15 protein-coding genes are annotated in these 19995 nt (G+C 68.6%); 5 read left to right on the top strand and 10 right to left on the bottom strand.

Going from position 1 to position 19995, the window contains the following annotated elements:
• Positions 1-24 precede the first annotated feature (24 nt).
• The 8 genes from ABD743_RS11060 to ABD743_RS11025 form a co-directional block, all read right to left on the bottom strand.
• The gene (locus ABD743_RS11060; RefSeq protein WP_344721382.1) at positions 25-1947 is read right to left on the bottom strand and encodes a flavin-containing monooxygenase; all 1923 of its coding nucleotides are present in this window, start codon (positions 1945-1947) and stop codon (positions 25-27) included.
• The gene (locus tag ABD743_RS11055) at positions 1944-3107 is read right to left on the bottom strand and encodes an amidohydrolase family protein (protein ID WP_344721380.1); all 1164 of its coding nucleotides are present in this window, start codon (positions 3105-3107) and stop codon (positions 1944-1946) included. Before ABD743_RS11055 ends, ABD743_RS11060 begins: the two co-directional genes overlap by 4 nt.
• Positions 3108-3133: 26 nt before the next feature.
• Positions 3134-4315: an alpha-hydroxy acid oxidase gene (locus tag ABD743_RS11050; RefSeq protein WP_344721378.1), complete on the bottom strand. Its 1182-nt coding sequence runs from the start codon at positions 4313-4315 to the stop codon at positions 3134-3136.
• A 165-nt stretch (positions 4316-4480) separates the two neighbouring features.
• Positions 4481-5431 (bottom strand): PDR/VanB family oxidoreductase, encoded by a 951-nt coding sequence (locus tag ABD743_RS11045; protein ID WP_344721376.1) that lies wholly within the window; start codon positions 5429-5431, stop codon positions 4481-4483.
• Positions 5432-5565: 134 nt separating this feature from the next.
• Positions 5566-6795 carry a PucR family transcriptional regulator gene (locus ABD743_RS11040; protein WP_344721374.1) on the bottom strand — a complete coding sequence of 410 codons (1230 nt, stop codon included), beginning with the start codon at positions 6793-6795 and terminating at the stop codon, positions 5566-5568.
• A gap of 142 nt (positions 6796-6937) precedes the next feature.
• Complete coding sequence (locus tag ABD743_RS11035; protein ID WP_344721372.1) at positions 6938-8029, bottom strand: amidohydrolase family protein; 1092 nt, start codon at positions 8027-8029, stop codon at positions 6938-6940.
• A complete protein-coding gene (locus ABD743_RS11030) occupies positions 8026-8616 on the bottom strand; it encodes a Rieske (2Fe-2S) protein (RefSeq protein ID WP_344721370.1) in 591 nt (196 codons plus the stop codon). The genes ABD743_RS11035 and ABD743_RS11030 overlap by 4 nt, the downstream gene beginning before the upstream one ends.
• 14 nt (positions 8617-8630) lie before the next feature.
• Positions 8631-9413 carry an HpcH/HpaI aldolase family protein gene (locus ABD743_RS11025; protein WP_344721368.1) on the bottom strand — a complete coding sequence of 261 codons (783 nt, stop codon included), beginning with the start codon at positions 9411-9413 and terminating at the stop codon, positions 8631-8633.
• A 250-nt stretch (positions 9414-9663) separates the two neighbouring features.
• Here ABD743_RS11025 and ABD743_RS11020 point away from each other — a divergent pair, with 250 nt between their 5' ends.
• Entirely contained in the window at positions 9664-11025 is a 1362-nt protein-coding gene (locus ABD743_RS11020; RefSeq protein WP_344721366.1) for an MFS transporter, read from the top strand.
• Between the two features lie 42 nt (positions 11026-11067).
• A complete protein-coding gene (locus tag ABD743_RS11015; RefSeq protein WP_344721364.1) occupies positions 11068-11991 on the top strand; it encodes a cyclase family protein in 924 nt (307 codons plus the stop codon).
• A gap of 277 nt (positions 11992-12268) precedes the next feature.
• On the opposite strand, the gene ABD743_RS11010 is transcribed toward ABD743_RS11015, so the two are convergent.
• Positions 12269-15136 (bottom strand): ATP-binding protein, encoded by a 2868-nt coding sequence (locus ABD743_RS11010; protein WP_344721362.1) that lies wholly within the window; start codon positions 15134-15136, stop codon positions 12269-12271.
• Positions 15137-15321: 185 nt separating this feature from the next.
• On the opposite strand from ABD743_RS11010, the gene ABD743_RS11005 reads away from it, so the two are divergent.
• The 3 genes from ABD743_RS11005 (at position 15322) to ABD743_RS10995 (ending at position 18339) form a co-directional block, all read left to right on the top strand.
• Positions 15322-16317 (top strand): LLM class flavin-dependent oxidoreductase, encoded by a 996-nt coding sequence (locus ABD743_RS11005; RefSeq protein ID WP_344721360.1) that lies wholly within the window; start codon positions 15322-15324, stop codon positions 16315-16317.
• Positions 16318-16466: 149 nt separating this feature from the next.
• Positions 16467-17126 (top strand): TetR/AcrR family transcriptional regulator, encoded by a 660-nt coding sequence (locus tag ABD743_RS11000; RefSeq protein ID WP_344721359.1) that lies wholly within the window; start codon positions 16467-16469, stop codon positions 17124-17126.
• Between the two features lie 46 nt (positions 17127-17172).
• Positions 17173-18339 (top strand): FAD-dependent oxidoreductase, encoded by a 1167-nt coding sequence (locus ABD743_RS10995; protein ID WP_344721358.1) that lies wholly within the window; start codon positions 17173-17175, stop codon positions 18337-18339.
• A gap of 103 nt (positions 18340-18442) precedes the next feature.
• On the opposite strand, the gene pdxR is transcribed toward ABD743_RS10995, so the two are convergent.
• Positions 18443-19846, bottom strand: a complete 1404-nt coding sequence (pdxR, locus tag ABD743_RS10990; RefSeq protein WP_344721356.1) for a MocR-like pyridoxine biosynthesis transcription factor PdxR — start codon at positions 19844-19846, stop codon at positions 18443-18445.
• Positions 19847-19995 lie beyond the last annotated feature (149 nt).

Below are 19995 nucleotides of genomic sequence, written 5' to 3'. Positions count from 1 at the left end.
CTCATCGTGATCGAGGTACGCGGGTCAGCTGACGACGAAGTCCGTCGGCTCGGGGTGGCGGAGCCAGTCCCATATCTCGTTGCCTTGGAACGGACAGTTGGACGACGAGCGCCCGTACGCGTTGCGGTAATAGTTGTCGGCCCGGGGGTCGCTCCAGGTGCGGAGCTTCTCGCGCTCGTCCAGGTCGTGGTTGTAGCGCCAGTAGGCCTCTGCCGTGACATCGACGGACGCCCGGTTGTCGAGGATGAGCTGCTCGATGCGCTCGAGCGCGAACCTCGTCATCATCTCCGAGAAATTGACGACCCCGAGGCTGAACGGGTTGGTGTTGGGGCCGTACAGCATGAAGAAGTTCGGAAATCCCGGCAGCATGGTGCCGACGTACGCTCGCGGGCCGTCGGTCGCCCAGAGCTCCTCCACCCGCCTGCCGCCGCGGCCCCGCACCTCCATGGGCCACAGGAAGTCGTTCGCACGGAAGCCCGTGGCGTAGACGAGCACGTCGACGGCGTGCTCCCGGCCGTCCACGGTGGTGATGCCGTGCGGCGTCAGCGCGCGTATCCCCTCCGAAACCAGGGCGACGTCGTCGCGCGCGATGGCGTCATAGATGCCGTTGCTCTCGTCGACGATCACGGGCCGGGCGGACATCGGCGGGTGGGGCGGGATCATCTTCTCCATCAGCTCGGGGCGATGCCCGAGTTTCCGGTGGAGGAACGCGATCCGGTCGTCACGGATCTGCTTGTTCAGGGCGCTGAGGGTGAGTGGGTCCGTCCACTCCGGATCGAGGTCGAACGAGCGGCTCAGCACGTACGGGCCGGTGAGCCACATGCTGCGGAAGCGCATGAAGTTGGAGAAGTACGGGAAGTTGCGGTCGAGCCACGTGACCTGCTCGGGATAGGGATGCAGGTAGCCGGGCCGGTCGAACACCCACTGGGGTGTCCGCTGGAAGATCGTGACGTGCCCGGCCAGGTCGGCCAGCTCCGGGAGCATCTGATAGCTCGTGCAACCCGAGCCGATCACTCCGAAGCGTTTGCCGCTGAGATCGAGGTCGGCCGGCCATCGGGCGGTGTGGAACGACAGTCCGGCGAACGTCTCCGCGCCCGGGATCTCCGGGATGTTCGGGCGCGCGAGGAAGCCGACCGCGCTGATGATGGCGTTGGGCCGCCAGACGCGCGTCCCGTCGGGGCCCTGCGCCGTGACCTCCCAGCGACCCGCCGCCTCGTCCCACACGGCCGACCGGACCTCGGTGTCGAAGACGACGTTCTTGCGGACGTCGAACCTGTCGGCGACCCAGTTGAAGTACTTCTCGTTCTCGGCCTGCTCGCAGAACGGGTTCGGGTACTCGAAGTCGACGCCGTAGATGTGGGTGTAGCTGCGGCTCGCCGTGTCGACACGGGCGCCGGGATAGCGGTTCTCGAACCACGTCCCGCCGACTCCGCTGTTCTTCTCGACCACCGTGTAGGGGATGCCGGCGTGCTCGAGTTGGACGGCTGCGTTGAGCCCGCCCAAGCCCGCTCCGATGACGAGCACGGAGAACTCGTCCAGCCGTTCGGGCGCAGGAGACCGGCGCCAGCTCAGCCCGCGCGCCCAGGGATCGAGCGCCAGCTCCTCGAGCCACATCGGGAGCTCGGCCTCCGCCAGGTCGACTCCTGCGGCCAGGCCGAGGCTGCGCGGAAGCCGGTCGGCCGGGCCGATCGAGAGCTCGCCCGCGCCCTCGTCGCGGTAGGCCGTCAAGAACCGGGCCGCCTTGGCCTGGAGGTTTGCAACCTCGTGGGGCGCCAGCGCCATGACCTCGACGTTGCCCGCCCGCACGAGCTCCACCTCTGTGGCGGCGATGCTCTCGTCGCCGGTGAGCTGGTACAGGAGCCCACGCAGCGCCATCGGGTCGGCGTGGGCTACGGCATCCTCGATGGTCGCGTCGCTCGCCGAACGCAGTTCCGGTCGAATCGTCATCGCGGCAGGTCGAATCCCGTGCCGGGGATCAGGTCGAGACCGTAGAGGGCGCTGGCGTTCTCGCCCAGGATCCGCGCCATACGCTCGGGCTGGCGCTGCACCGAGAGCGGGAAGGCGTCGGGCGCGTCGAAGTCCCAGTGCGGGTAGTCCGACGAGTACATGATCTTGTCGGCCATGCCGGACGCCTCGAAGAGACCGAGGACGTCATCGAACCAGGCCGGCTCGTCGGGTTCCTCCATCGGCTGCGTGGTGAACCAGAAGTGATCCCGGATGTACTCCGAGGGAAGCCGCTCGAGCTTCACCTCCTTGTTCATGATCCGGTAGGCGTGGTCCATCCGCCATGCCAGCGGTACCACCCAGGACCAGGCCAGCTCCACCATTGCGATCTTCAGGTTCGGGAACCGGTCGAAGACGCCCTCGAAGACCAGGCTCGAGACCACGGGGAAGTTCAGCGCTGCGAAGTCGCAGTGCTCCTCGAAGTAGAAGTTCGCAGGGCCCGACGGCGTGATGCGCCGGCCGGTGAGCACATGGAACCCGATGGGGATGTCGTAGTGCTGGCACACCTCGAAGATCGGCCAGTACTTGCGGTAGCCCGCGGGCCGCTCGTTGTCGGGGGCGAACATGACCTGCACCCAGCGGTCGTTCCAGGCGCCCATCTCCTCCTTGCAGCGCACGATCTCGCGCACGGCGAGATCGGGAACCTCGTAGGGCAGGCTGATCGAGCCGTACCAGCGCGGGTCGTCCTCGAACCAGGACTCGGCCCGGTGGTTGTTCAGCGCCGTGCAGAACGCCGCGGAGAACTCCGCGGGAATCCGCAGCCCACCGCTGACCTGGAAACCGCCGATGTCGTTGAGCACCGCGGCGCTCACGTCGTACCGGTCGAGCAGTTGCTTGCGGGCGAAGGCCGGGTCGTTGCCGGGGGCGCCACCGGCCGGCGGTACGGCATCCCAGCGGCTGGCGAACTCCCGGTGCCGTGGCCGGTCGCCACCGGGCATGCCCGCACGGAGCCCGACATCGGCCATGTACTCGCGCCAGCGCTGCGGCAGGTGCGCGACCACGCCGGGACTCGCCGGGTTCATCGAGGGGTGGACATCGGAGTCGATGATCCCGACCTTCGTGCGGACAGGGAGGTCGGGGCGGGTGAGCTCCTGGATGGACATGGCTCGTCTCCAGTGGTGAGAGTGGTTCAGTGGACGCTGGCCAGCGCGGGGTCTGTTCCGGGATCGACCCTGGAGGGGGCCGTGCCGGGATTGATCAACGAGGCGTCGATCTCGGCGACCGAGGTCGCGCCCACGAACGACATGGCGCGGATGATCTCGTTGCGCAGCAGCTCGATCATGCGGTCGACACCGCGCTCCCCTCCGGCCGCCAGCGCGTACATGTACGGCCGTCCGACGAGCACGGCCTGGGCCCCGAGCGCGAGGGCCTTGACCACGTCGGTGCCCCGGCGAACCCCGCTGTCGAGGAACACCTCGGCCCGGCCGGCTGCGGCCTCGACGACCTCGGCGAGCACGTCGATCGTGGCCGGCGCTCCGTCGAGATTGCGCCCGCCGTGGTTGGACACGACGATTCCGTCGACACCGAGGTCGATCATCCGGGGGACCTCCTCCCCACGGAGCACGCCCTTGATCACCAGCGGACCTTTCCAGCGGTCACGGAGCCAGCTGATCTCCTCTGCGGTAACCGACTTGATGTGCATGATGGCGTCGGCGAAGTTGTTGTAGGCGCGCCTGGCCGCCATGAGATCGAAGCCCGCGCTGTTGCCGAGCAGGAAATCCTTCGACCACAGTGGACGCGAGAGACCGGCGAGCAGGAGCCGCGGTGAGGGCGTGACCGGCAGCGAGATCTTGTTGTGCAGGTCGCGCTCGCGATAAGGCTTGATGGCCGTGTCGATCGTGACGCACAGGGTGCGGTAGCCCGCCCGCTCGATGGTGTCGAGCAACTCCACGTTCGCCTGGTGATCGGGCTTCATGTAGAGCTGGTACCAGAGCGGCCCCGTGGCCGACTGCGCAACGATCTCCGGCCTCTCGCCGGAGCCGCCGGGCACGGCGTACAGCGTGCCTGCGCGTCCGGCGGCACGCGCTACGGCCGGCTCCGCCGCGCTGCTGCACATGCGGGCGAAGGAGCACGGCGCGAGCATCATGGGCATCGACACCGGATCGCCCAGGATCGTCGTGGTCGTGTCGACCTTCTTGACGTCGACGAGCGCGCGAGGTCGCAGCGAGATCCGGTCGAACGACTCGCGGTTCCAGCGGAGCGTCAACTCGTCACCCGCGCCGGCGTCGATCACGTCGAACACCGCTCGCGGGAGCCTGCGTCGAGCGAAGCGGCGCATGTCCCCGGCGCTGTGGGCGTCACTCAACCTCATCCGCGTCCTCCTTCTGCTCGGCTGCGGTCCCGGTCCGTCGACCGTCCGGGGCAGCCTTCTTCGACGTTCCCTCCGGACGGCTATGGGCGACAAGGGCGCTTGTGCCGAACCGGAAGCCCCAGACGTTGTAGGGATGTACAAGACGCCGCGGGCCCTGCCGCGTTCTCACAGGTCCAGCACCAGACGCGCCGACCGGGAACGGGAGCAGCAGATCATCATCGTGGCGCCCGATGCACGTTCCTCGGGCTGCAGGAACGAGTCGCGGTGGTCAGGGTCGCCGTCCAGGACGACCGTCTCGCACGTGCCACAGGTGCCCTCGCGGCAGGACGTGTCGACCTCGACGCCCGCCGCCTCCACGGCCTCCACGATCGACTGGCCGGCTTCGACGGTCAGCGAGATGCCGCTGTGGTCGAGGACGACCTCGAAGGCGATGTCCTCCCCCTCCAGGTTTCCTGGCCGTGGTCGAAACCGTTCGACGTGCAACGAGCCGGTTGGCCAGATCGCGCATCTGCTCTCGACGGCCTCGATGAGTGCCTCGGGCCCGCAGCAGTAGACGGCGACACCCGCGCGCGGTACGCCCAGCAGAGCATCCAGATCGATGAGTCCCAGTAGGTCCTGCGGCCAGAGCGTGACACGGTCACCATGGCGGGCCAGCTCGTCGACGAACGCCATCGACGCGGCGCGGCGCCCGCCGTACACCAGTTTCCACGGTCTGCCCTGTGCCGCCACCGACTCGATCATCGGCAACAACGGGGTGATCCCGATTCCGCCCGCGACGAACACGTACTCGTCGGCGGCGACGAGCGGGAAGTTGTTGCGGGGTCCGCGTACGGCGATCAGGTCGCCCTTCCGCACCCGCGTGTGGATCCACTCCGACCCGCCCCTGCTCGCCGGCTCGCGCAGCACGGCGACCCGCCAGCGTGCGGAGTCGGCAGCGTCACCGCACAGCGAGTACTGGCGTTCGAGGCCCCCGCCCACGGAGAGGTCGACGTGGGCTCCGGCCTGCCACTTGGGCAGCTCGGCCCCGGCGGGGTCGGCGAGAGTCAGCGCCAGCACCTCGTCCGCCGCCAACGTGAGGTCCTCGACAACGAGCGTGAGCTGCACGGGCTCCCCCATCGGCCGTCCTCCACAACGTTCGCGGTATCGACCCACAGTGGGTGTGGCCTCCCGGTTCCGACTACGGCATCACCGCCAAGATCCGGGTGCCCGAATCTGTTCGGTCTGTCAGGAACGGTGGGGCGCCGCGGGCGTCACATCGCAGGCCGGGCCCCCGTCGGCCGGTCGACCTGTCCGCTGCCACCGCGCGGAGCGTGCAGCCGCCGCCATGCCAGCGCCCACCAGACCTCCACGAGCGCGTTGCTGTCACGCAGCGAGCAGCCGGTGATCGACTCGAATCGGGAGAGCCGGTAGCGCACCGTGTTCGTGTGCAGGAACAGCTGCTGGCGGGTGGTCTCGAGCCGGTTGCCGTTCTCGACGTAGCGCTCGACGGTCTGCAGGATCACCGCGCCGGAGGCGCCGAGCCGTTCGAGTGGCTTCACATAGCGGTCGCACATCAGCTCGCCGAGATCATGGTCGGCGACGATGGCCGGATGCAGGCCGAGGTCGGCGACGCCCACGATCTCGTGGCGTCCGATGGCGAGCGCGGTCTCCAGTGCGCGGGTGGCGAGCCGGAAGACTGCCGGCAGCTCGTGCAGCGGCACCGGCGGTGAGACCCCGATCGCCGTCTGCGGTGGTTCGTCGGGGAGCGTCGCGAGGAAGCCGCACAGATCGCCGTCGATGATCGTCATCATCCCGTTGCGCCGGGCTCCGGACGAGGTGATGTGCAGGTAGCGCTCGATCGCCCGGACGTCGGTGCTCGGAGCGCGCCTCAGCCGGAACGCCCGGTAGCTCCGGGTGCGGTCGAGCCCGTAGGCCTCAGCGCCCGAACCGATCTCCGACGGAGCGATCGAGCCCGAGAGCATGCGCTGCACGAAGCTGTCCTGGTGCTCCTGCGCACGCCGCTGCATCTCCAGCTCGGCCTCGCGGTGCCCCGCGGCGAGCGCGACCATGCCCCACGCCGACCACCTCTGGTAGTTGCTGAACAGTTCCAGCAGGAGGCTGTCCCGGTACGGCGACGACGGCGCGAGCTGGCGCACCAGCTCGAGGAAGACCGTCTGCTGGGTGACGGAGGTCTGCAGCACCTCCGACACCGTCACGCCCTGCCGCGCGCGCATCTCGCCGACTTCCCGCAACGGCGTGTCGTCGTCGTCCGGCCCCGGCGCCCGACGGCTGCGGATGCCGTCGAGGGACACCCTCATGTTGCGTCGCCAGCTCGCGTGAAGCGCGTCCGGGCTCACGTTCTTGTAGGACGGGAGCACGAACACGCGTTGAGCCATGCGCTCCGCGAGTGGCCCGCGGCCGTCCAGCACGCCGGCCTCGAACAAGCAATCCATGAGGGCATCCCACGCTTCGTTGCGCGAGGATGCCTCCGTCTCACCCACGGGAGCTCCTCCCGAGCGGGGGCGGCGCAGAGCCGACCCACCCGACATCATCGGCGGACGCGCCGTATCACAAAATACGGCGCATTCCGATGATGCAACTGGGAGGTGTACGGGTCAAGATTATCCGAAATGTCGAATCAGCTCACAGGCGGTACCACTCCCGCGCGTTCTCGGCCATGAGTTTCGGACGCATCGCGGGTGCCGCCGCGCCGAGCAGCGCGGTGACGTCGTCGTCGTACGAGTGCGGGTAGTCGGTTGCGAACATCAAGATCTCGTCCGAGGCGAGCCATTTCAGGACGGTGGCGATGTGTTCGGGTGGACCCGCGTCGGTCGGGGCCACCGAGAACCGCATGTGCTCCCGGATGATGTCAAGTGGGAGTTTGTCCACCCAGGGCACCTCGCGACGGAGACCTTTCCATTCTTTGTTCATGCGCCAGCCCCATACCGGGAGCCACATGAAACCGCCTTCGAGCACCGAGACGCGCAGATCCGGGCAGACCTGGAACACGCCTTCCGAGACCAGGCTGGTGACCTGGGAGGTGAACGACTGCCAGTCCGCGGCGTACTCCTCCACGTAGTACGACGGATAGCCCGACGACGAGGGCGCCTCCTCGCTGATCCCGCCGTAGTGCAGCCCCGCAACCAGGTCGTGCTCGGTCATCGCCCGGAACACCGGGTGGTAGACGCGCTGCCCCCACAGACCGGTGTTGCGTACCGGCAGCAGCACCTGCACGAAGCCGGGATGGTCGCCGACCCGGTGGATCTCCTCGATCATCGCGGCGGGATCGCGCGCGGGCACGACGAGCGAGGCGACCAGTCGCGGATCCTTGTCCAGCCACTCCGCGATGAGCCAGTCGTTCACCGCCCGTGCCATCGCAGCGGCCCAGTCCGGATGCCGCAGGGAGTCGACTGCGTAGTAGCAGTTGACGATCGCGCGATCGACCCGCCACGGGTCGAGGATGTGCCTGCGCAGAAGCGAGACGTCCGAGGCAGGCGGGCGATCGGACGGCCGCCATTCGGGGCGGCACGCGCGAGCGGTGTTCGGCGGATACGCCAAGGCCTGGCCGCCGACGGTCCCGCGCCACCCGCGCTCGGTGCACCAGTCGATCCAGTGCTGGGACATGTAGGGGAACAGCGCTTGCAGCGACGGCACGTTGGCGTGGACGTCGCAGTCGATCACCGCGCCGGGCCATACCTCGTCGCGGGTCGTGTTCTCGAGCAGTGCGGTGGTCACCCGCTCACCTCCGTTCCGGTCGTCGGGCGGGTCGGCCGCGGGCCCCTGGCCGGGCGGCTGAGCCGCAGGCTGACCACGACGTAGTCGTCCTCGACGGCGACCTCGATCGTTTCTGCTGTGTACGGACCCTTTGCCCGGCCGGTCTCGTCGATCTCCAGCGCACCGGACGCGGCGAACTCGCCGGGCCCCGGCCGGTCCGGGTCCTTCGCCAACCCCAGTTCGCCGGTCTCGACCAGCGGCGCGACGTCCTCGCCCGAAGCCACCTCGACGTCGTAGGTCCGGATCCGGGTGCGTCGCGGGTCGACATACGACTGGCCGGTCCGGACATCGAATTCCCAGCCGTGCCACGGGCACATGATCAGCTTGGTGTCGGGGTCGTAGGTGAACTGGCCGGGCCCGCTCGACGACAACGATGCGACGACGTTCCCCCTGCACATCTCGGCACCTTTGTGGGGACACCGGTTGATCAATCCGTAGTAACGGCCGTCGATGTTGAACACGCCGATCGGGCGTCCGCCGACCTCCACCAGCAACCGGCCACCGGGCGGTAGATCTGCGACCCGGCCGACGACGTACCTGTCCGCCACCGCGCTTCCTCCCGTCACACCGGCTGCGAGCTGCCGACGACCTTGCGTGCGTGACCGAGGGCCACTGCCGCTCCGACCGCCACGAGCCGCTGTTCCATCGCGATGGACAGGAAATCCATGCCCCAGCCCTGGGCGATCTCGACGTCACCGGGGCCGAGCGCGAGCATGCCCGCCTTCTTCCCGGCCTTGTGCGCGGCCTCGACGATCCTTCTGTGGTTGTCCGCGACGACCGGGTCGGTGTAGGCCATCGCCGGCTTGCCCCCGGCGGAGACCGAGAGGTCAGCGGGCCCGACGAACAGGACGTCGAGTCCGGGGGTCGCGGCGATGTCGTCGAGGTTGGACATCGCCTCGACCGTCTCGATCTGCCCGAACGTCACGATGTCGGTGTTCGCGCTCTCGAAGTAGGCGCCGGAGCCCCCGTCGTAGGCACGGTACGGACCGAACGAGCGCCTGCCCTGCGGGCTGTACCGGCACGCCCCGACGAAGCGCTCGGCCTCCGCGCGGTTGTTGATCATCGGGCACATCACCCCGCGCGCGCCCGCGTCGAGGACGCGCCCGATGAGCAGGTGATCGTTGCCGGGCACACGGACGATCGGAACGGTCGGCGTGGCCGTCAGCGCAATGATGGAGGTCACCACGTCGCGGTACTCCGCCATGGTGTGCTGCATATCGATCACGATGGAGTCGAAGCCCAGGCGTCCGATCACTTCGGTGCTCAGGACGGACGATCCCGACACCCAGCAGTCGAGCACGGTCTCGCTCGCTGACCACCGGTTACGGATCGGATTTGCTGTCATTCGCGCTCTCCTCACTCGTGTGGAGCTCCGGCAATGGAGATCCACCGCTGAACGCTCGTCCACGGGCCGGAGTGCCGCACCGGCAGAACATCCAAGTTTCCCCGGGGAGCCTTGGCAGATCCAACAACGACACGGTTCCGGAATCGCACCTAACTTCTGACCACTGCGGTGGTGTCCCCGATCACAGCTCAGGGTGGACGCCCGACTTCCGTCGCCGTTTCGTTTCATCGCGATCCGAGGAGATCAGACCGTGACCATCGACCAAACGGCCCCACTCGGGCCATTAGAGACCAGACATTCGAGGTCGCAGGCCTATCAGAACGTCAAGGACGGCGACGCCGGCGAAAAGCTCACTTCAACGCACTGGCACATCGGCATCGCATTGGGCCTCGGCTGGATGCTCGATGGAATCGTCATCGCGCTCTACGCATTGATCGTTCCTTATCTGCTCGAGGATTTCTCGATCACCCTCGACGCGCTCACCGCGGCCGTGACGCTCACCGGCTTCCTCTCGGCGTTCGCCGCCTACTTCTGGCCCTGGCTGGCCGACCGGATCGGGCGCCGGATGGCGTTCATCGTCAACGTTGCGCTCAGCGCGGTCTTCCTCGCCCTGATCGTCGTCTCGGAGTCGTGGCTCTTCTTCATCATCGTCTACACGATCATGCGGATCACGATCGCGGGCGAGTGGGCCGTCGGGTCGCTGCTGACCGTGGAGACCTGGCCGGCCAAGCACCGCGCCAAGATCCTCAGCGCGGCGCGCTCCCTCTACGGCTACGGCGTTGTGATCGCCGGCCTCGCAGGCACCTTCATCATCGCGCCCTACGGCTGGCGCTGGGCGTTCCTCGTGCCGGCCGTCATCGGGCTCCTCGCGATCTACGTCCGGCTGCTCTGTCCGGAGTCGCCCGCGTGGGTGCGTCAGCGCGACCAGCAGTTGGCCGCGGCGGCACAGGGCAGGACCGTGCCGGCCGCGAAGCCGCGGCTCAGCGAACGCATTCGCGGGGCGTCGATCGGGCAGCTCTTCGAGTCGGGCCAGGGCAAGCGCACGTTCGTGGCTCTGTTCGTGGCCGCCACTGCGACCATGTCGTGGTACACCCTGGGCTACTGGGCACCGTTCTTCCTCAAGGAGACCCACGGCTGGTCCACCGCGGAGTACAGCACCTGGTACATCTGGTGGGGAGTCGCCGGGGCCCTCGGCTACTACCTCATGGGGTGGATCGCCGATCGGTGGAGCCGCTTCCGCGCGATGCTCACCGGCAACCTGATCTTCATCGTCACGATCATCCCCTGGGCCCTGGCCACCGACACCGTCTCGCTGTGGGTCTTCGGCCTGTTGTCCAACTTCGGCCTGATCGGTGTCTGGGGCACTGTCATGACCTATACGGCCGAGCTCTTCCCGACCAGGATGCGCGGCACCGGGATGGGGATCACCTGGACCGTCTCGGGCCTGCTCGGCATCGGTGTGCCGTACGCCGCGCTGTGGGTCCGGGACGCGACCGGATCCTTCACGGCGGCGTTCCTCCTGATACCGGTGCTCCTGGTGATCCAGATGATCGGGCTGTTCATCGCGAGGGTCGACTACGCCGGCCGCACCCTTGATGCCATCGCGACCTGACAGTCGACGGCAGTACGAGCACGAGGAGGAGGACCGTAATCCATGGAAGACTTCCGCAAGCTGGGTGCGCGCCTGTCGAACTGGGGTCGCTGGGACACCGACGGGCAGCGTGACGAGCGCGGCACGACCAACCTGCTCACGCCGGAGCGGGTGGCTGCGGCCGCCCGGCTCGTGCGGCACGGAAAGGTGTTCGACCTCGGCATCCCGTTCGGACCAGGTGGGCCACAGCCTGGGGTCGGCCGTATCAACCCGATACTGCTGGTGAGCGAGACGGGCGCCGACCAGGAGCGGCCGGGCGCGTTCCATTTCGCCGACGACTGGGTGATCATGCCGCTGCAGAGCGCGTCGCAATGGGACGGGCTCGCCCACGTCTTCTACGACGATCTGCTCTACAACGGCTTCCCGGCCACCGACGTCACTCCGCACGGCGTGCGCCACCTGTCGATCGAGCACCAGGCCAAGGGGATCATGGGCCGGGGCGTGCTGATCGACGTCGCGGGGCACCGTGGGGTCGACTGGCTGCAAGCCGGGGAGGTCATCACACCCGGCGAGCTCGACACGGTGCTCGCGGCGCAGGGCACGTCGTTGCGCGGCGGCGATATCGTCGCCGTCCGCACCGGCTGGCGACGCAAGTTCCTCCGCGAGGGCGATGCCGCCGCCTTCATGTCCGGCGAACCAGGCCTGGGCCTCGAATGCTGCGAATGGCTGCACCAGCACGACGTCGCCGCTGTGTGCTCGGACAACTGGGCGATCGAGGCTCTGCCGGGCGAGGTCGACGGGGAGGTACTGCCGGTACACATGGTGCTGATCCGCGACATGGGGATGACGCTCGGCGAGATTCTCGACTTCGAGGAGCTCGCGGCCGACTGCGCAGCCGACGGCGTCTACGAGTTCCTGCTCTCAGCACCACCGATCAAGTTCCGCCGGGCGCTCGGCTCGCCGATCAACCCGCTCGCCGTCAAGTAGAAGAGCCGTTCGCGAGTAGCTACGTCGTCAACCCCCGGTTGCGCCGATGGACGCAACCGGGGGTTGATGACGGGCTGCCGCCTTCGCGGGGAGCCCGAAGGCGGCAGCAGGTCCAGGAGTTGTGGAGTCGAACAACCGGCCACGCGGGAGTCGCGCACGACCGGCAGGGGCACAGGTGTCTAAGTTTACGGCATCTGCGTGTAACGAAACCACCGTCGCCAGAGTTTCGTCCACGACCTCGCCTGTCGCCCACGCCACAACCGGCGAGCGTGTGCGATCAGCAGGCCCGACTCAGACGGGTACGAGCCAACCGGACCGCGTGGACCGCAGGCATGGCCGAGCCGAGCGCTGCCGCGGCTCGAGACCGTGGCCCATCGGGTCCATCGAGCAGCCCGCCCGCTTGGTGGTCGCGCAGCGGCGACACCTTGCCGACCGCCATCAGATAGTGATGCAGCATCAGGGCCTCCTGCTCCGCGTCGAGCCGTACGAGCAGCCGGATGATGTATCGCAGGTTGAGCCACTGCTGCGTCCGGTCTCCGGTGCGGTCCCAGTGATCAAGGACGTCGACGAAAGCGCCGGCCGCAGCCGCGACGTCATCGTGGATCGCGCGCGTCGCCGCAGCCTCCATCAACGCGACGCCCTGCCACCAGTAGTTGTGTACGTAGCTCGCACGGCTCGCCGCTTCGTCGAACAGCGCGAGGGCACGGCGCGGGTCGGACTTCTTGAGCACGAGACCGAGCGCGTAGTGGGCCATCGACGTAGCGGTGGGGTTGGCAATGGCCTCCGCCACACGGAGACATTCCCCTGCGGCGCGGAGCCCGCGTTCGGGAGTGCGGCGTACCGCCTCACAGATCGCGACGTAGTAGAGCGTCCACGAGAGCCGAATCGGATCGGCGTCCCTGCGGGCGAGGGCGACCTGCGACTCGTAGTAGCGCAGCGCGGTGTCGACGTCGCCTTCGTACAACGCCACGTCCGCTGCGACGTCGGCCGGGTATCCCGACCGGGCGGTACCGGCTGCGGGGACGCGTGCGCCTGCGCGTGCTGCCAGACCTCGGGCCCGGGCGAAGTCACCGAGAAACCACGCCCCGCGGGCGGCAGCACCGACGCCGGCGACGAACAGCGGGTGGTCCTCGGGCGCAACCTCGAGTGCGCGCTCAGCCCAGGCCGCCGCCTCGTATCCGATCCTGACCTGCAAGACCTCGGGCAGCGAAGCGACCAACCGCAGGGCGAGGTCGATGTCACGGTCGGCGAGCGCCCACTCGAAAGCGGCCCGGAAGTTGTCGACGTCCGGCAGTGCCCGCTCGACCCACAGCCGCTCGTCGGGGCCCTGCACACCACGTGCGGCCCGCTCGGCCAGGTCGACGAAATGCTCGGCGTGCCGTCGGGCGAGAGGTCCGCTGTCCGGCAGTCGTTGCCGGCCATAGGCGCGCAGCGTCTCCAGAACGCGGTAGCGGGTTCCGCCGGGGCTGCTCGTCGCCACGACCATCGACTTGTCGACGAGTGCGGTAAGGAGGTCGAGGGTCTCGGTCTCGGACGCCCGCGGCTCCGCGCAGACGGCGTGCACCGCGGCCAGATCCGCACCGCCCGGGAGAACGGACTGCCGCGCGAACATCTGCTGCTCGGGCTCGGACAGCAACCGGTAGGACCAGTCGATCGCCGAAACGAGGCTCTGATGGCGGGGCCGCACGGTGCGCGACCTACCGGTCAGCAGACGGGCGTCGTCGAGCCGTTGTGCCAGCTCGGGCGCGCTCATCACCCGCATCCTCGCGGCGGCCAACTCGATCGCCAGCGGCAGGCCGTCGAGCCGGCGGCAGATGTCGGCGACGGTTCCGTCCGTCTCGGGATCCGAGGGGAAGTCCGGCTGCGTCGTGCGCGCCCGCAGCGCGAACAGGGTGGTTGCGTCCTCCACACACAGCGGCGGCACCCGCCAGACCTGCTCGCCGTGCACGCCCAGGAGCTCGCGGCTGGTCGCCAGAACGACGACGCCGGGGCACTTGGCCAGCACGTCGGCGGCCAGCCGTGCCGATGCGTCCAGGACGTGCTCGCAGTTGTCCAGCACGAGCAGCAACTTCCGCGACCTCATGTACTCGATGACCGATTGCTCGATCGTCGAGCCGTGGCGTTGCCGCACCCGCAGGGCGGTGGCCACGACGTGGCTCACCGGGCTGCCGTCGGCGAGCGGGTCGAACTCGCAGAGCCACACCCCGTCGGGGAAGCGGGACCGGTCGAGGGCCGCGACCACCTCCAGCGCCATGCGGCTCTTTCCGACGCCACCCACGCCCGTGAGCGTCACCAGCCGTGCATCGCGCATCAGTGTGGAGATGCGGCGCATCTCCTCGTCCCGGCCGACGAAGACCGTGGTGGGGCGCGGCAGGTTGGTGGCCGGCTCTCTGGCGGGGACGAGCGTGGGGTCGTGCTCCAGCAGCTGACGGTGCACCGTCCGAACGGCTTCCGACGGCTCCACGCCCAGTTCGTCGACGAGGCGGCGGCGTAGATCCCGGTACACGGCCAGGGCCTCGGCCTGGCGTCCGCTCCCGTACAGCGCGCGCATCAGCTGGGCGGCCAGGCGCTCACGCTCGGGGAAGCGGCGCACGAGGGCATCCAGCTCGGTGACGACCTCATGGCCACGGCCGAGCTGGAGCATCGCCTCGATGCGATCCTCGCTCGCGTCGAGCCGTAGGTCTTCCAGGCGCGTGATGTCGGCGTTCAACTGCGCGCAGTCGAACTCGGCGAGGGGATCCCCACGCCACAGCGCCAGCGCGGCGTCGAACAGTTCCACCGCGTGTCCGTGGGCGCCTACCGACGCGCGATCTCGCGCCTCGGTGACCAGTCGCGCGAAATCCGTGGCGTCGAGCTCGTCGTCGGCGACGGCGAGTACGTACCCCGGCGCCTGGTATCGCAGGCGCTCGCCGTGCTGGAGCGGAGCCAGCACGGCGCGCAATCGTGAGACGTAGGCGCGCAGAGCGCCGAGCGGGTCGTTCGGCGGGGCGTCTCCCCAGACGGCCGCGACCAGGCGATCGGTCGAGACCACCGCGCCGGGACGCAGCAGAAGGCCGGCGAGCAGTACGCGTGGTTTCGGCCCACCGATGGACACGGGTGCACCGTCGATCGCGACTTCCAGCGGGCCCAGGATGCGAAACTCCACACCGGCCCCCGATTCTCGATCACGCGGGCCGTTTCCCTGTCAGCCACGATGCAATCCGATTGCAACCCGCACCAGCGAGAGTAGTGCGACATGGAGCACGGACAGTTCCGAAAACATCCGCTCCGTCCGAAATCGGCTGTATACCCTGATGTCACGACGGTGACCTGATCCGAAAGCCGAACCTGATGACCCCCCACCGACCACTCGCGATAGGGCTCACTCCGCTCGAAACCCGGCGCCACGTCGTGCTGCACGTTGCAGACCGGGCCGAAGAGCTCGGCTACTCCGCGGTCTATGTCGCCGAGGGATGGGGCCACGACGTTTCCGTGCTGCTCGCCGAGATCGCCATGCGGACCGAACGCATCCGAATCGGCACCGGGGTGCTCAACGTGTGGGGCCGCAGTGCCGCGAGCATCGCGATGCTCGCCACCAGCCTCTCGGATCTCTCTGGCGGCCGGTTCGTGCTCGGACTCGGAGCGGGCAGCCCGCAGCTCGCCGAGGGCCTGCACGGAGTCGCATTCCGTTCACCGGTGCACCGGGTCGGGAGCGTCACCCGCGAGGTGCGCAACCTCCTCGACGGCGGGCGGCTCACGTCGACGATTCCCGGAGGTAGCTCGCCACTCAAGCTCGCCGTACGCCCGACGTCCGACGTCCCGATCCAGCTCGCGGCACTGGGAACGAACGCTGTACGGCTCTGCGGAGAACTGGCCGACGCCTGGTACCCCTTCCTGTTGCCGCTGTCAGGTCTCGCGGACAAGATTCCCGTCCTGAAGGAGGGTGCAGCCCGTTCCCGATCCGAGCGATCGATTCCGAAGATCTGTCCGGGCGTGCCTGCAGCGATCTCATCCGACCCGGACGTTGCCCGCAAACTTGCCTCGTGGTGGATCACTTTCTACCTGACACGCATGGGCCCTCTTTATGGCAATCTGCTGCGTGATCTCGGGTTCGCGGGCGCCGTCGGTGCCGTACTCGCAGCCGACAAGTCCCTCGACGCCGCCGGGATGCCCGAGTCCGCCGAGGTCCTGATCGACGAGTTGACGGTGTCGGGGAATGCAGAAACCGCCCGGGCCGGCGTGGATCGCTGGTACGCGGCAGGCGCCGAGATGCCGGTCGTCGTGCTCCCACCGAACCGCAGTGTCGAGGAACTGGACCATGCCCTCGAGGCGCTGCGTCCGATCTGAGTCGAGGATTCATCGATCGACCTGGACGCGAGGCAGGACGCGAGCGCCGCGGCAGCGCGGCACCGGAGCACTGATCCGCTCAGAAGGTCAGCGACGCTCATTCGCGCCCGAGTAACCTCTCCGCCGATGGAAAGCCTGCCGGTGCAGCCATGACGGGCACGTCGACACCCGCCGAAGGGCTGCGTGAGCGTAAGAAGCGCCTCACCCGCGCCACACTGGCCCGGAACGCACGGCAAATGTTCCGCGAACGAGGGTTCGACCAGGTCACCGTCGCCGAGATCGCCTCGTCGGCCGACGTGTCGGTGAAGACGCTGTTCGTCTACTTCGCTTCCAAGGAGGATCTCGTCTTCGCCGACGAGAACGTCCTGCTCGACCGGATCCGGGAACGGATCGCCGGCCGCCCGGCCGGCACCAGCCTCGCGGAAGTCGTGCGCAGGCTCGCGCACGACCTCGTCGCTGACGGCACCGGCGATGACACCGAGGGCATGGGCGCCTTCACCGAACTCATCGGCGACATCCCTGCCCTGCACAGCCGCCTGCAACTGATGTGGGAACGCTACGAGCAGGCGCTGTCCGACATCATCGCCGCCGAGACGGGCACGGAGCCCCTCGATCCGCGCACCCGCGCGGCGGCCGCCCTGCTGATCCTCCCCTTCCGGGTGCTGACCAGCTCGGACGTGCGTGCCCACACCCGCGACGACCAGGTGGGCGAGTGGATCGACACCTGCTTCGACCTCGTCGACACCGGCCTCGCCGGAGCGCCCGGCCCACGGTCTGTGAGGCCACACACAGTGCAGGAGAAAAGGTAACTGACTTACCTTTGTGAGAGACTTACCTCTCTTGGAAGGGTTCGCCATGTCCGTCAACCCCAGCCCTGCTCCCCCACTCCGTGACGCACGGATCGTGATCCTCGGTGGTGGCCCGTCGGGCCTGGCCGTCGCTCGGCTGCTGCAGGCGCGGGGGGTGCCTGCACTCGTGCTCGAACGCGACGCCGGCCCTCACGCCCGCACCCAGGGCGGCAGCCTCGACCTCACCGAGGACGGCGGTCAGCATGCGGTGCGCGAGATGGGCCTGCAGGACGAGTTCACCGCCCTCAGCCGGCCACACGGGCAGACCCTGCGGATCCTCGACACCGCAGCCCGGACGCTGCTCGACATCGACCAGACCGACTTCGAGAAGTCCCGCCCGGAGATCGACCGGATCACATTGCGCCAGATACTGCTCGACGCATTGCCGGGCGGCACCGTCCGATGGTCGACAACGGTCACCGGACTCACGCCGCTTCCCGGCCGCGGTTACCGCGTCGAACTCCCTGACGGCACCGGGGTCGATGCCGACCTCGTCATCGGCTGCGACGGCATCGGCTCGTGCGCACGGCCCCTCCGCACGCCCGTCCGGCCCACGTACTGCGGTGTCACCTTCATCCGGGGCGACATCGCGAGACCGGATCCGGCGTCGTTCGTCGCCCGCCGCGTCGGCGAAGGCTCGATGTTCGCGATCGGCGTGAACAAGGCCGTGCTCGCTCAGCGCAACGGCGACGGCTCGATCCACGTCTACGTGGCGCTGCGCACCGACGAGGATCCCTCCCGCAGCCGAGGGAGCGCGGTCCGTGACGAGGAAAAGCTGCTCGCCGAGCTCCACGCCCTCCTCGATGGCTGGAGCCCCGAGATTCACGCCATCCTCGACCAGGCGGACGGCGGCTTCTCCTACTGGCCCCTGCACACCGTGCCCACCCATCAGGAGTGGTCGCCCCACCGCGGTCTCACCCTCGTCGGGGACGCCGCCCACGTGATGCCCCCGTTCACCGGTCAGGGCGTCAACATGGCCCTCCTCGACGCCCTCGAACTCGTCGATGCCCTCACCGGTCGCCCCTCCGACATCGACGGGGCGATCGCGAGCTACGAGGCGGCCATGCTCCACCGGATGGCCGGCGTCGTCGCCGAGGCGAACGCCGCGGGTGACCATCTGCTCTCCGCCGACGGGCCGGCCGCTCTCCTGTCCGACTTCGGCGCCACCGCGTGAGCGTGGGGTATGTCCCGCGGACCAAGGCGCGATGATCGTTCCGAGATCGGAGTGTCGGCCCGGTGGAGGGCGAATCGACCGACCTCGCGGCGATCTTGGGGCATTACGCGCTGCAGGCGAGCGCGCGGGCGATGAGCCGGGCTCCGTCCTCGACCGCCGTGGTGGCGAGGTTGCCGTAGCCCAGGACCAGGCCGTGCCTACCTGTGTTCGGGGTGTGGCGATAGCGGGCGAGGCCGTCCAGGTGCAGGTGGTCTCGGCCGGCGGCCTGGACCACGGCTGCCTCGTGCCGCTCGGGGGGCAGTTCGGCGAGCAGGTGCAGACCGGCGCACGCTCCGGCGAGGCTGAGTTCGGGCGCGTGGTGGCGCAGTGCCTGAGTGAGGGCGTCGCGTCGGTTGCGGTATCGGCCGCGCATGGCACGGACGTGCCGGTCGTATTCAGCGGTGGTGAGGAAGTCGGTGAGGGCAAGTTGGTCCAGGACGGCGGACCCATGGTCGGCGAGATGTTTGCTGTCGGTGACCGGCGCGACCAGTGAACTGGGCAGGGCGAGCCATCCCAGTCGCATTGCCGCGCACAGTGTTTTGCTGGTGGTGCCGGCCAGGATGACGTGTTCGGGGGCAAGGCCCTGCAAGACGCCCACCGGGAAGCGGTCGTAGCGGAACTCCGCGTCGTAGTCGTCCTCGATGACCAGATGCCCTCCCCGCGCCCAGCGCAGCAGAGCTTCGCGGCGGTGTGGGGCCAGGACCACTCCGGTGGGGAACTGATGTGCAGGGGTGACGACCACGGCGTCTGCCACCGCCGAGGCCAGGACGTTGACGTCGATGCCGTCCTGGTCGACCGGGATCGGGACAGGATGGAGCCCCTGTGCCCGCACGATGAGGGGAACCGTGGGCAGGCCGGGGTCTTCCATGGCGACACGCGTGGCCCCCGCCCGGCGCAGTGCTTGGCACAGAAGCGTGAGGGCCTGGGTGAAGCCGGAGCAGATCAGCAGATGTGCGGCGTCGGTGCGGGCCTGGCGGACCCGCCCGAGGTAGTCGGCGAGTGCTTCACGCAGGTGTACGTGGCCCTGGGGGTGCGGGTAGTGCAGATCGGCAGTGGGGACGCTACGAAGTTGCCGGCGTAGCGCCCTGCCCCAGGCGGCACGAGGGAAGGCCGCGAGCTCCGGTACGCCGGGCCGGAAGTCGCAACGCGGCGGTGTCGGCGTCGGTTCGCATGTCGGCGAGCGAGGCGGCGTGGGCAGCGGTCGGTCGGTGCGAGCGACGCGCGTGCCGGAGCCCTGGCGGGCGGTGAGATAGCCCTCGGCGATGAGCTGTTCGTAGGCGTCGACGACCATGCGCCGTGAGACGCCCAGGTCGTCGGCGAGCCGCCGGGACGAGGGCATGCGCGCACCTTCGATGAGCTGTCCCGTTCGGATGTGCGTTCGGATCGCGTTCTGAAGCTGGCGATGCAACGGCTCGGTCCTGTGCGGGTCCAGCGCGATGGAGAGCTCGAGGGAGGACGCTGCGGCCATCCTTCGACGCTAACCGGGACCCGAAACAACGGCAGAGTTGTCGCAGGTTCGGGTGCCACCCATGGCCGGCTTCACACAGAACATGGTTCGTTTCGACCCTTCGTCCCGATGGGCCCCGCCGGGTCGATGGCCGAGTCGAACAGCGCGCC

The organism is Pseudonocardia yunnanensis (assembly GCF_039534065.1).
Classification (GTDB): Bacteria; Actinomycetota; Actinomycetes; order Mycobacteriales; family Pseudonocardiaceae; genus Pseudonocardia; species Pseudonocardia yunnanensis.
Note: the sequence above shows the minus strand (reverse complement) of the source record. Positions and strands in the feature narration are given on the sequence as shown.